At 67.9% G+C, this 11,167-nt stretch carries 12 protein-coding genes; 9 read left to right on the forward strand and 3 right to left on the reverse strand.

What is annotated here, in order from left to right; translation table 11 throughout:
• Positions 1 to 91: 91 nt before the first annotated feature.
• Entirely contained in the window at positions 92 to 844 is a 753-nt protein-coding gene (locus QE444_RS02650; protein WP_133860179.1) for an SDR family oxidoreductase, read from the forward strand.
• Positions 845 to 921: 77 nt separating this feature from the next.
• On the opposite strand, the gene QE444_RS02655 is transcribed toward QE444_RS02650, so the two are convergent.
• Positions 922 to 1,824, reverse strand: coding sequence for a homocysteine S-methyltransferase family protein (locus QE444_RS02655; RefSeq protein ID WP_309737302.1), 903 nt, complete (start codon positions 1,822 to 1,824; stop codon positions 922 to 924).
• Between the two features lie 99 nt (positions 1,825 to 1,923).
• Between QE444_RS02655 and QE444_RS02660 the strand changes: the two genes are divergently transcribed.
• The 5 genes from QE444_RS02660 to QE444_RS02680 all read left to right on the forward strand — a co-directional run bounded on the left by QE444_RS02660 (position 1,924) and on the right by QE444_RS02680 (position 7,418).
• Positions 1,924 to 2,745: a transporter substrate-binding domain-containing protein gene (locus tag QE444_RS02660; RefSeq protein WP_309737303.1), complete on the forward strand. Its 822-nt coding sequence runs from the start codon at positions 1,924 to 1,926 to the stop codon at positions 2,743 to 2,745.
• A complete protein-coding gene (locus QE444_RS02665) occupies positions 2,742 to 3,548 on the forward strand; it encodes an amino acid ABC transporter permease (RefSeq protein ID WP_017639191.1) in 807 nt (268 codons plus the stop codon). Before QE444_RS02660 ends, QE444_RS02665 begins: the two co-directional genes overlap by 4 nt.
• Before the next feature lie 136 nt (positions 3,549 to 3,684).
• Positions 3,685 to 4,575: an SH3 domain-containing protein gene (locus QE444_RS02670; RefSeq protein ID WP_285385981.1), complete on the forward strand. Its 891-nt coding sequence runs from the start codon at positions 3,685 to 3,687 to the stop codon at positions 4,573 to 4,575.
• 12 nt (positions 4,576 to 4,587) lie between these two features.
• Positions 4,588 to 6,411: a hypothetical protein gene (locus tag QE444_RS02675; RefSeq protein WP_285385982.1), complete on the forward strand. Its 1,824-nt coding sequence runs from the start codon at positions 4,588 to 4,590 to the stop codon at positions 6,409 to 6,411.
• Entirely contained in the window at positions 6,411 to 7,418 is a 1,008-nt protein-coding gene (locus tag QE444_RS02680) for a hypothetical protein (protein ID WP_187980731.1), read from the forward strand. Before QE444_RS02675 ends, QE444_RS02680 begins: the two co-directional genes overlap by 1 nt.
• Positions 7,419 to 7,427: 9 nt before the next feature.
• Here the strand turns inward: QE444_RS02680 and QE444_RS02685 are convergent, their stop codons facing one another.
• Positions 7,428 to 8,843: a PLP-dependent aminotransferase family protein gene (locus QE444_RS02685; RefSeq protein ID WP_187980732.1), complete on the reverse strand. Its 1,416-nt coding sequence runs from the start codon at positions 8,841 to 8,843 to the stop codon at positions 7,428 to 7,430.
• Between the two features lie 90 nt (positions 8,844 to 8,933).
• On the opposite strand from QE444_RS02685, the gene QE444_RS02690 reads away from it, so the two are divergent.
• From QE444_RS02690 to QE444_RS02700, 3 genes are read left to right on the forward strand one after another with little or no spacing between them, the layout of a single operon-like run.
• Positions 8,934 to 9,566, forward strand: coding sequence for an FMN-binding negative transcriptional regulator (locus tag QE444_RS02690; protein ID WP_273860998.1), 633 nt, complete (start codon positions 8,934 to 8,936; stop codon positions 9,564 to 9,566).
• Between the two features lie 14 nt (positions 9,567 to 9,580).
• Positions 9,581 to 10,030 carry a GNAT family N-acetyltransferase gene (locus QE444_RS02695; RefSeq protein ID WP_178083879.1) on the forward strand — a complete coding sequence of 150 codons (450 nt, stop codon included), beginning with the start codon at positions 9,581 to 9,583 and terminating at the stop codon, positions 10,028 to 10,030.
• A complete protein-coding gene (locus tag QE444_RS02700) occupies positions 10,027 to 10,698 on the forward strand; it encodes a GNAT family N-acetyltransferase (RefSeq protein ID WP_273860997.1) in 672 nt (223 codons plus the stop codon). The genes QE444_RS02695 and QE444_RS02700 overlap by 4 nt, the downstream gene beginning before the upstream one ends.
• Before the next feature lie 4 nt (positions 10,699 to 10,702).
• Here the strand turns inward: QE444_RS02700 and QE444_RS02705 are convergent, their stop codons facing one another.
• A complete protein-coding gene (locus QE444_RS02705) occupies positions 10,703 to 11,137 on the reverse strand; it encodes a CBS domain-containing protein (RefSeq protein ID WP_007160094.1) in 435 nt (144 codons plus the stop codon).
• Positions 11,138 to 11,167: the final 30 nt, after the last annotated feature.

An 11,167-nucleotide genomic window follows, 5' to 3' on the forward strand; every position in this document is an offset into this window, starting at 1 on the left:
GCAACGATGACTTGCCAATCATTCTATTTTGCAAGGAAGCCAGGGTCGATAGGCTGACTCCACCTGATCACAACCACTCGGAGATTCAGCCATGACCCTCAAGCTCGCCGACAAGATCGCCCTCGTCACCGGCGCCACCAGCGGCATCGGCCTGGCCGCCGCCAAACTCTTCGCCCAGCAGGGCGCCCATGTCATCCTCACTGGCCGGCGGCAGGCGGAACTGGACGCCGCGGTCGCCCAGGTCGGCAACGCCACCGGCATCGCCGTGGACTCCTCGCGCCTGGACCAGCTCGATGCCCTCTATGCGCGCATCCGCCGCGAACACGGACGCCTCGACGTGCTCTACGTCAACGCCGGGGGTGGCAGCATGCTGCCCCTCGCCGAGGTGACCGAAGCCCACTACGACGACACCTTCGATCGCAACGTGAAGGGGGTGCTGTTCACCGTGCAAAAGGCCCTGCCGCTGCTGGCGGACCATGCCTCGGTGATCCTGGCCGGCTCCACCGCCGCCAGTACCGGCACCCCGGCCTTCAGCGTCTACGGCGCATCCAAGGCCGCCGTACGCGCCTTCGCCCGCAACTGGATCCTGGAGCTGCAGGGCCGCGGCATCCGCATCAACACCCTGAGCCCGGGTGCCACCCGCACCCCGGGGTTGGTGGAACTGGCCGGTCCGGATGCCGCCCAGCAGCAGGGTCTGCTGGACCACCTGGCCAGCCAGATCCCCCTGGGTCGCGTCGGCGAGCCGGAGGAAATCGCCAGGGTTGCCCTGTTCCTGGCCTCCAGCGATTCCAGCTTCGTCAACGGCGCCGAACTCTTCGCCGATGGTGGCCAGGCGCAGGTCTGAACGGCGTCTGGCGGCAAGAAAAAAGCGGACAGCGCCCTGAGCACTGTCCGCTTTTTTTTGCCGACCGAATGCGGGCGTCAGCCACGCAGTCGCGTGTTGAGCACGGCGATATGCTCCGGGCCGATGCCGCAGCAGCCGCCGATCAGGCTCGCGCCACGCGCCTGCCAGTCCTGGGCGAAGCTCAGGTAGCCGGGCGGATCCAGGTCCGGACGCAGGGGGTCGAGGCCATCATTGGCGGTGGCCTCTTCCGGCTGGGGCGGGAAGGCGTTGGCATAGGCGCCAAAGGGAATCTCGATCCCCGCCGCGGCAAAGGTCGCCCGCCCGGTATCCAGCGCCGCGGCCATCACCTCGGGCTGGCTGCAATTGAATAGCAGCGCTCCGGCGCCCAGTTCCACCGCCAGCTGCGCGGCCGCGGCCACCGGCTCGCCGGATCTCAGCCGTGGGATCTCGTCGACGTCTTCGTCCTTCAGGGTGAAGGACAGCCACAGCGGCTTGCCATCCCCGGGCAGCCCGGCGGCGATGGCACGCACCTCGGCCAGGGAACTCTGGGTTTCCGCCAGCCAGAGATCGACATGGGGCGCCAGGCCGCGGATCAGCGGCTGCAGCACCTCGTCCACCCGCGCCGGCTCGAACAGATCGGGGCGATAGGAGCCGAACAGCGGCGGCAGCGAACCCGCCACCCGCACCGGCTGACCACTGGCCAACACCGCCTGCCGCGCCAGCTGACCGGCCCGCGCAGCCAGGGCCTCGCCTTCGGCGGCGAAGCGCGCCTCGCCGATATGGAAGGGCACTACCGCATAGCTGTTGCTGGTGATCACCTGGGCACCGGCCTCGATATAGGCCCGATGCACCGCCTCCACCTGCTCCGGCGCCTCGCTCAGGGCCAGGGCCGACCACTCCGGCTGACGAAAGGGCGCGCCACGGCGCTGCAGTTCGCGGCCCATGCCACCGTCGAGCAGAACTAGATTCATGTTGGCCATATAGCTATTTCACTTTTCCTTATAACCAAAACAGAGTTCAATATCGGTTCTCATATCTCTCTAATACCAGGCCCTCTTTCCCTTTGCAAAGGACGCCCCATGAGAACCGCTCTGCTATCGGCCCTCGGCCTGACTCTGGCGTTGGTCGCCACCTCGGCCTCGGCCGGTACCACCCTGGACCGCATCAAGGCCAAGGGCGAGCTGGTCAACGTGCTCATGGAGAGCTATCCGCCCTTCTCCCAGCTCAATGCCCAGAACCAGCTGGAAGGCTTCGACGTGGACGTGGCCAAGGCGGTGGCCGACAAGCTCGGCGTCAAGCTGCGCCTGGAAACCCCTTCCTGGGACGTGATCGCCGCCGGTCGCTGGAGCGGTCGCTACGACGTCTGCATCTGCTCCATGACGCCGAGCCAGGCGCGCGCCCAGGTGTTCGATTTCCCGGTCAACTACTACGCCTCGCCAGCGGTGATCGTGGTCAACGCCAGTGACGACCGCATCCACGGTGCCAAGGACCTCTCCGGCAAGAAGGTCGGCGTCACCAGCGCCTCCTCCTACGAAAGCTATCTGAACAAGGACCTGACCATCGAAGGCCAGGAAGACCAGCCGCTGAGCTACCCCTTCGACCAGGTGCAGGTGGTGCCCTTCCCCGACGACAACGTCGCCTTCCAGGACCTGGGCCTGGGCGCCGGCAAACGCCTGGACGCGGTGCTGACCAACCTGGTGACCGCCCAGCCGCGCCTGGCCCAGGACAGCAAGTTCAAGCTGGCGGGTGCACCGCTCTATGCCGAGCCCAACGCCGTGGCCATCGAGAAGGGTGATGCGGAATTCGCCGCCAAGCTGCGCGAGATCATCGAGGGGCTGCGCCAGGACGGCACCCTTAAGCGGATCTCCGACAAGTGGATCGGTGCCGACATCAGCCAATGAGTCAGTTACCGCCCCCGGTCGAATCGCGTCCGCTGCTGAGCTTTCGTACCCGTGTCTGGCTGACCTGGCTGGCGCTGCTGGCCGGGGGCGTGGTCTTCGTGCTCGGCTTCGACCTCAAGTTCGCCAGCGTCTGGCCGCGCCTGCCCAACCTGGTGGGCTGGCGCCTGGGCCCCAACGGCTTCCTGCAGGGCGCGGCCCTGACGCTGTTCCTCAGCCTCAGCTCCATCCTGGTGTCGGTGCTGCTGGGCTTCGCCGCGGCCCTGGGGCGACTGTCGTCCAGCGCCCTGGCCTATGGCGTGGCGACCTTCTACGCCTCCTTCTTTCGCGGCACCCCGCTGCTGATCCAGATCCTGCTGATCTACCTGGGCCTGCCGCAGATCGGCGTGGTGCCCGGCGCCATCAGCGCCGGCATCCTCGCCCTGTCGCTGAACTACGGCGCCTACCTCAGCGAGATCTTCCGCGCCGGCCTGCTCGGCGTCCCCGCCGGTCAGCGCGAGGCGGCCCGGGCGCTGGGCCTGTCGCCGCGGGTGATCTTCTGGCGCGTCACCCTGCCCCAGGCCATGCGCAGCATCATCCCGCCCACCACCAGCCAGTTCATCTCCATGCTCAAGGACTCCTCCCTGGTCTCGGTAATGGGTGTCTGGGAGGTGATGTTCCTCGCCCAGTCCTATGGCCGCTCCAGCTACCGCTATCTGGAAATGCTGACCACCGCGGCGGTGCTCTACTGGCTGATGTCCCTGGCCATGGAATTCATGCAGTCGCGCCTGGAGCGGCACTACGGGAAGGCGTATCGGGGGCGTTAGCGCCTTTCGCTGCGCCTTCTAGGCCATGCTAGCCCTTTGATGCCAAACCCGCTTTCAGTGAATCAGGTCACAACGTCTCTGGAGCAAGCCTCTACCATTCCCTCCTCCTAAATTTTCGCTTCGGAAAGGACTCGTTATGAAGCCTCGTCATCGCCTTGCCGTTCTCTGCCTGGGTGGCAGCCTCGCCGTCACGGGCTGCTCCAACATGTCGCAGAACGAATGGCTCAATCAGGAAAACGTCGGCACCGTGGTCGGGGCGGCGGCCGGCATCCTCATCGGCAGCCAGATCGGTGGTGGCAGTGGCCGTACCGCTGCCATGCTGGCCGGCGCCCTCGCCGGTGGCGCCTTGGGCAAGACCCTTGGGGCCAAGCTCGACCAGCGTGATCGCGAGGCTCTGGCCGTGCAGACGCAAAAGGCGCTGGAGCACGCCCAGGATGGTCAGGTGACCACCTGGACCTCCGACCACAGTGGCGCCACTGCCCGCATCGTGCCGGTGGCGACCGAGACCGAAGCCCGCCAGGTGGCGGTCAAGCGCACGCCCAAGGTGCAGAAGGTCGAGCAGCTGACCCTGCTCAACAAGCCCTATCAGTCGATCAAGTCGGCCAATCTGCGCGCCGCGCCCAACGACAATGCCGCCAAGGTCGGCGGGCTGCCCACGGGTACGCGCTTCACCGCCCTGGGCCGTACCGGCAACGACTGGATCGCGGTGGGCCGCAAGGGCGTGACCATCGGCTATGTCTACGCGCCCCTGGTGACTCCGGCGACCACTGCCACGCTGGCGACCGCTGGCAAGACCAAGGCTCAACCGGCACCTGCGGTGGATCTGGACACCCTGGACGTGGCCAGCGCCAAGCAGCAGGGCGTGGACCTCGATGCGGCCGATCTCGATGCCGCGCCGGTGCAGGACAAGGTCGCCGCCAAGACCACCTGCCGCACCCTGAACTACAGCCTGAGCCAGGACGGTCAGCAGGATCAGCAGACCACCAAGGCCTGCCAGGCCGCTGACGGTGCCTGGGAACTGATCTAAGGAAGGATGACCATGAAACCCACCCTGCTGGCCCTGACGCTGCTGGCCACGGCCACGGCTGCCCAGGCCGAAAGCACTCGCCTCGCCTATTCCAAGGCCGAAGACGTCGAGGTCTTCGTCGATCACCCTGCAACCGCCTGGTGCGCCCCCGACCTGGCGCTGCGCTTCGTCTATGGCAAGCCTGCCGAGGCCGTGGCCATCGAACGCCTGATGCCCAAGATCGGCGCATTGCTCGGCAAGCAGTGCGACCAGGCCGAACGCCTGACTTGGACGGCGACCGGTACCACCGACGCCCGGCTGAACGGCACGGCCACCAAGGCCACGGCCTGGACGGCGCAAGTACAGAATCCGGCTGCCGTCGCCGCAGCTCCTGCTCCGGCCGCCGTCGAGCCGCCCAAGGCGGCGCCTGAGACGGCAAGGCCCGCCACTCCCCCGGTAGTCCCAGAGGCACCGGCACCCGCAGCTCCGCCGGCCCCGGTTGCTGAGTCGGCACCTGCCGCGCCGGCCAAGGTCGAGCCTGCACCTGCGGCAGCCAAGGCGCCTGTCGGCCAGATCGCCACCGATTTCGATGTCGCCGGCTGGCGCCCGGGCGATGGCGAAGCCGAACTCGCCAAGAGCGACTTCATCACTACCCTCAAGGACAGCCAGGGTTGCGCCTTCCGCGTTCCCTTCAAGGCCGAGGAAGACAGCCGCTACCTGCAGGTTCGCTCCAGTGGTATCCGTTGCGAGAACGGCCTGGCCCAGGGCGAGGGTGAACTCGCCCTGGAGCGGAGCGACGGCAAGCAATTGCAGCACTGGAAGGGTTTCTTCCTCAACGGACTGCCGCTGGACAAGCCCCTGCCGCCGCTGCGCTTTGTCGGCTTCGATAGCCAAAAGCAGGCGCTGTTCCTGCTGGCCAGCGATCCGGCGACCGCCAGCTACAGCCTGCTGCGCCTTGGTCACAGCTATCGCGGCCAGTGGTCGACCAGCGCACCGGATGTGCTGTTCGTGACCGGGAACAGCGAGCAATTCCGGCAGCTCGACCAGATCCGCCCCATCATCGCGAAGACCCAGCAACAGCTCGACGCGCTGGACACGCTGATTCCGCACTTCACCTTCCTGGCCGTGCGCGACTTCACCAAGGGCATCTTTCCCCGCCCCTGGAACAGCAACGAATCCAGTCAGGACTTCTGGCTGTATCGCGTCAATGTCGACCGCAACTGGCGCAGCAAGGCCTGGCAGTTCAATCCCGAGCAGGCCACCAACTACCTGTTCATGTGGGACGAGAAGCAGGCGCGCCAGCGCGAGCAGGCCGAGCGCGAGCGTGAACGCGAAGCCCGGCAGGCACGGATGCAGCAGGCGTTCCGTGCCCGTGAGCAGCTCGCCACCTTCGAACGCCTGACCCAGGAAGCGCGCAGCAATCCCCAGGCGCTGCTGGCTCGCCAGGTCAACGACGTGCGCTATACCGCAGGCGGCGGAGGTGGCTATGCCGCCCTGGTCGGCGGCGAGACCCGACCGGTACGCCTGATCGCCAGGGTCACCAAGACGAATAGCGACGGCTGGAGCCTCGACTATCCCTATCCGATCCAGGCGCAGGTACCGGCCGGCATCCCGGCCAAGACCGGCTGGTATGTCCTGAGCGGCACCCTGCAGCTCGATCCGAAGGCGCGTGACGCCGACGACCTGCCCCTGACGCACCTGACGGCCAAGGTCGTGCAGCCCTGTACCAGCGAAGGCTGCAGCGACCTGCGCGATCCTCTGGCGCTGGCACGGGTGCAATTCGAAGATCCCGCCTGGACCCCCGAGGCGGCCCGCCAACAGCTCAAGGATGCCGGTCTCGGCGAGGAGCGCTTCTGATGAAACGGACTCTCAACGTCAAACTCCTGGCCGGTGCGGCGCTGGTCGTGGTGGTCGGTGGCTATTTCGGTCTCAAGGCCTACGCTGCTCATGTCGCCGACGGACGTCTGCGCGACTGGCTGTTCGAACACCACCTGCAGGACCGGATCAGCTGGCAGTCGCTGTCCTCCTCACCGCTGGGTGGCACGATCAAGCTGCACGAGGTGCGCATCAGCGATGGGCCGAGCATCGCCCAGCTGACCCTCTCCGACCTCAAGGACGAACCCGCCCACCGCCGGGCTGATGTCCAGTTCGAAGGCGTGGCCTTTCCGCCCGACGCCAAGGGGCGCTCGACGGCGCTGCACCTGCCTTTGGTTGGCGGTCTGTTGCTCGCCAGCGGACGCGCCGAACTGGCGCCCTTCTCCGGCCGACTGAAATGGAACGTCGAGGATGAGCTGGCCGACATCGGCCTGACCCTGGACCTGCCGGAGCTGTTGGACGTGGACGCGAGCCTGTCGCTGAGCCAGGTCCGCCGCCTGGCCGAAGACCTGAGCGAACTCGCCGACAGTGGCCAGGAGGAGAACCGGCGCGGTCTGCTGTCGCCCTTCGCTCTGCTGGGCGGGCTGCAGCAGGGCGCGCAACGTGCCGAGCTCAAGGGCTTGCAGGTGGACGTCAGGGATCAAGGCTATTTCAAGCGCAGTCTGGCCCTGACCCGCCGCTATCTGCCGCTCGACCCTACCGCGGGCGACTTCGACAAGCAGCGTGACCGGGCGCTGGCCGCGGTGCACCAGCAGCAGCGCAATGACTGCCTGCAGGACTTCAAGAACCTGGGTGCGCGCGGCAGGGACCTCTGCAAGAGCCTGGTCGATCTGGCCGCCGGCGAGGAAGACGGTCTGCGGGTGAGTCTTGCGCCCAAGGAACGCGTGCGTCTGGGCGATACCCTGGCCGTGGCGCTGACCGCGGCCCTGGATCCCGCTGGCGCCTCCGGTCTGCTGGACCGTCTCAATCTGGAGTCGAAAAGTCTCTGACGGCAGCGCTCAGGCCCAGGCTTCCCGCAGCCTGGCCAGCGCCTCGACGATCCGCGTCTCCGGCACCGCCGCGAAGCCCAGCACCAGTCCGGCGCGGGCGTCGGGCGGGGTCGGGCCCTCGGCCAGCCAGTAGCGCGACAGCGCATTGAGTTCCACCCCGACCGCGGCCGCCCGGGTCACCAGCTCGGCTTCGCGGGCCAGGTGGGTGACCGGCAGGCACAGATGCAGGCCGGCCACCGGGACGCCCGGCGGGGCGCAGCCGGCAACCGCTGGCCAGCCGGCCAGCAGGGCATCGCGGCGATTGCGCGCGGCCCGTCGCATGCGGCGGATGTGGCGCTGGAAGTGGCCCTGTTCGATGAAATCGGCCATGACCGTCTGGGTGGCGCTGTCGAGATGGCGGATGCCGGCCCGTTGCAGCTCCAGCAGCGCCGGCAGCAGCGCGGGCGGGGCCACCAGATAGCCCAGGCGCAGGCCGGGAAAGGCGATCTTGGAAAAGGTGCCGACATAGAGCACCCGACCGTGGCGATCCAAGGCGGCCAGGGGCGCCAGCGGCGCGCCCTGGTAGCGGTACTCGCCGTCGTAGTCGTCCTCGACGATCCAGCCGTCGGCCTGCCGCGCCCAGTCCAGCAGCGCCAGGCGGCGCGGCAGGGACAGTACCGCGCCGGTGGGATACTGGTGCGACGGGGTGACATAGACCAGCTGGCAGTCCGGCAGTCCTGCCAGCTGCTCCACCATCAGCCCGGCCCCATCCACCGCAACGCCCTGCAACCGCGCCCCGCCACTCTGCAAGGCCAGACCCGCGGCGCGATAGCCGGGATCCTCCATGGCCGCCCGGGCTCCGGGCGCCAGCAGCAACCGGGCGCAGAGTTCGATGGCCTGCTGGGCGCCGCTGGTGATGAGGATCTGCTCGGGTGCGCAGACCAGGCCCCGCGCCTGGCGCAGGTAGGCACAGAGCAGGCGGCGCAGCCGCGGTTCGCCGCCGGGTTCGCGATAGCCCAGCAGCGCCGGCTCCGGCTGGCGCCAGAAACGCTGTTGCAGCCGCGCCCAGGTGGCGAAGGGAAACAGATCCACCGCCGGCAGGCCGACCCGAAAGGCGCACGGTGCGCCGGGCGGCACACTGGCCGGGGGCACGGGTGTCGTCCTGGCCGTTGCTTCGGGAGCGGCCAGCGCCCGGGTGACGGGCGCGACATAGGTACCGTCACCCAGGCGACTGTCGAGAAAACCCTCGGCCAGGAGCTGCTCGTAGGCGGCGGTCACGGTATTGCGCGAGATCCCCAGCAACCGCGCCAGTTCACGACTGGCCGGCAGCCGTACCCCGGCGGCCAGCTCACCGGCCAGGATGCGCTCGCGCAGGCCCTGGTAGAGCTGGCGCGCCAGGCCCTGACCCGGCTCCAGCAACAGCCCCGACGGCTCGAATCCCAGCATGGATTGGCACCCTGAAAGTCATGGAAATTGGCTCTTACAGGGAGCCAAAGTCGACCTTAGCATGGCTGGACGTCGCTGGAGTTCCTGCCCATGTATCCCAATCCCGCCTTCTGTCTCGACGACCTGCCCAGGCTGCACCAGCACCTGCGCGATCACGCCCTGGCGCTGCTCATCAGCCAGACCGACGCCGGTCCGCTGGTCAGCCATCTGCCGCTCTGGCTGGCGCCCGACGAGGGTCCCTGTGGCACCCTCTACGGCCATCTGGCGCGCAGCAATCCCCAGGCCCAGGCGCTGGTCGAGGCAGGTCAGGTGCTGGCGGTGTTTCAGGGCCCCCAGGCCTACGTCAGCCCGGCCTTCTATCCCGGCAAGGCCGAACATGGCCGGGTGGTGCCGACCTGGAACTACCAGGCCGTGCACGCCCGCGGCAGCGTCGAGGTGTTCGATGACCCCGAGCGACTGCTACAGCTGCTGGAACGCCTCACCGACCAGCACGAAGCCGGGCGTGTCCGCCCCTGGCAGGTCGCGGATGCGCCCGCGGATTATGTCCAGGGCATGCTGCGCGCCATCCGCGGCCTGCGCCTGCCGCTGGACAGTCTCCAGGGCATCGCCAAGCTCAGCCAGAATCGCAACGCCGCCGATCGCGAAGGCGTCCGCCAGGGACTGGCCGCCAGCCTGGTACCCGGCGACCAGGCGCTGGCCGTCCTGATCCCCTCTCTCGCCTGACCCTGGAGCCACCCATGACCATCCGCCCCCTGAGCGAAGCCGATCACGCCGTCTGGCACGCGTTGTGGCAGGCCTACCTGGCCTTCTACGAGACCCGGCTGCCGGAAACCACCTATGCCCGCACCTGGCAACGGCTGCTTGACCCCGCCCAGCCCCTGCACGGCGCCCTGGCCTGGGACGGCGAGCGCCCCCTGGGCCTGGTGCACTTCATCTATCACCCGTCCTGCTGGACCGAAACCGACTACTGCTACCTGCAGGATCTCTATGTCGCCGAGGATCACCGCGGCGGCGGCCTGGGCCGCGCCCTGATCGAGCACGTCTATGCCCGCGCCGCAGCGGACGGCTGCGACCGGGTGCACTGGCTGACCCAGGAGACCAACTACCCGGGGCGTCAGCTCTATGATCGCATCGCCACCCGCTCCGGTTTCATCCAGTACCGCCACCTGCTAGGAGACAGACCATGACCCCTCTCGACTGGACCCCGGCCCTTCCGCCCCAGCCCCGCTTGCTGCAGGGTCGCCATGTACGCCTGGAACCCCTGAACCCTCAGCGCCACGGCGACGATCTCTGGGAGGCCCTGCACGACCAGGACCCGGCCCTGTGGGACTATCTGCCCTATGGCCCCTTCACCGAGCGGGCGGTCTTCGACAGCTGGCTGGCGGGCCTGGCCCAGGGGCGCGATCCCTTGTTCTACGTTGTGGTGGATCCCCACCATGGCCGCGCCCTGGGGCAACTCAGCCTGATGAGCATCGTCCCCGAACACGGCAGCATCGAGATCGGCCATGTCGCCTTTGGCGGGCGCCTGCAGCGAACGCCCCTGGCCACCGAAGCCTTCTATCTGCTGATGCAGGAAGCCTTCGCCCTCGGCTATCGGCGCCTGGAGTGGAAGTGCGACGATGCCAATGCCCGCTCGAAACGCGCGGCCGAACGGCTGGGCATGCGCCATGAGGGGCTGTTCCGGCAGCACCGGGTGGTCAAGGGCCGCAACCGCGATACCGCCTGGTTCAGCCTGCTGGATCACGAATGGCCAACGGTGGACGCCGGCTTCCGGCACTGGCTGGCGGCGGAGAATTTCGACGCCGAAGGGCGCCAGCTCAGCGCCCTTGCTGTAAGCGCCGGACGGACCGGCTGACCCGTCACTCGCCGCGGATATAACCCTCCAGATGGCGAATCAGCTCCGCCTGCTGGACGGTGGTGGCCTTGACCAGATCGCCGATGGACAGCAGCCCGATCAGCTTGCCGTTGCCCATCACCGGCAGGTGGCGCAGGTGGTGGTCGGTCATCATCTGCATGCAGTCGCCCACGGTCTGCTGCGGCAGCACGATGATGACCGCCTCGGTCATGATCTCGCTGACCGGGGTCGCATAGGAGGAACGTCCCTGCAGGGCCACCTTGCGCGCATAGTCGCGCTCGCTGACGATGCCCACCAGCTCGCCGTCGCGCATCACCGGCAGCGCCCCGACGTTCTTTTCCGCCATCAGCCGCAGGGCGTCGAGCACCCAGGCGTCGGGGGCGATGGTGTAGACGTCCTGCTGGGTCTTCAGGGCGAGCAACTGGGCGACGGTTTTCATTGTGGTTCTCCTGAGGTAAGGCGAGCGTGA

This window comes from Pseudomonas sp. SORGH_AS_0199 (assembly GCF_031453735.1).
Lineage (GTDB): Bacteria > Pseudomonadota > Gammaproteobacteria > Pseudomonadales > Pseudomonadaceae > Chryseomonas > Chryseomonas aestiva.

Excerpts from the sequence above, each read along its gene's own strand:
- QE444_RS02685 (WP_187980732.1), bottom strand. The coding sequence starts at position 8,843 with ATGCTGGGATTCGAGCCGTCGGGGCTGTTGCTGGAGCCGGGTCAGGGC.
- QE444_RS02680 (WP_187980731.1), top strand. The coding sequence starts at position 6,411 with ATGAAACGGACTCTCAACGTCAAACTCCTGGCCGGTGCGGCGCTGGTC.
- QE444_RS02695 (WP_178083879.1), top strand. The coding sequence starts at position 9,581 with ATGACCATCCGCCCCCTGAGCGAAGCCGATCACGCCGTCTGGCACGCG.
- QE444_RS02655 (WP_309737302.1), bottom strand. The coding sequence starts at position 1,824 with ATGGCCAACATGAATCTAGTTCTGCTCGACGGTGGCATGGGCCGCGAA.
- QE444_RS02670 (WP_285385981.1), top strand. The coding sequence starts at position 3,685 with ATGAAGCCTCGTCATCGCCTTGCCGTTCTCTGCCTGGGTGGCAGCCTC.
- QE444_RS02650 (WP_133860179.1), top strand. The coding sequence starts at position 92 with ATGACCCTCAAGCTCGCCGACAAGATCGCCCTCGTCACCGGCGCCACC.
- QE444_RS02705 (WP_007160094.1), bottom strand. The coding sequence starts at position 11,137 with ATGAAAACCGTCGCCCAGTTGCTCGCCCTGAAGACCCAGCAGGACGTC.
- QE444_RS02690 (WP_273860998.1), top strand. The coding sequence starts at position 8,934 with ATGTATCCCAATCCCGCCTTCTGTCTCGACGACCTGCCCAGGCTGCAC.
- QE444_RS02660 (WP_309737303.1), top strand. The coding sequence starts at position 1,924 with ATGAGAACCGCTCTGCTATCGGCCCTCGGCCTGACTCTGGCGTTGGTC.
- QE444_RS02675 (WP_285385982.1), top strand. The coding sequence starts at position 4,588 with ATGAAACCCACCCTGCTGGCCCTGACGCTGCTGGCCACGGCCACGGCT.
- QE444_RS02665 (WP_017639191.1), top strand. The coding sequence starts at position 2,742 with ATGAGTCAGTTACCGCCCCCGGTCGAATCGCGTCCGCTGCTGAGCTTT.
- QE444_RS02700 (WP_273860997.1), top strand. The coding sequence starts at position 10,027 with ATGACCCCTCTCGACTGGACCCCGGCCCTTCCGCCCCAGCCCCGCTTG.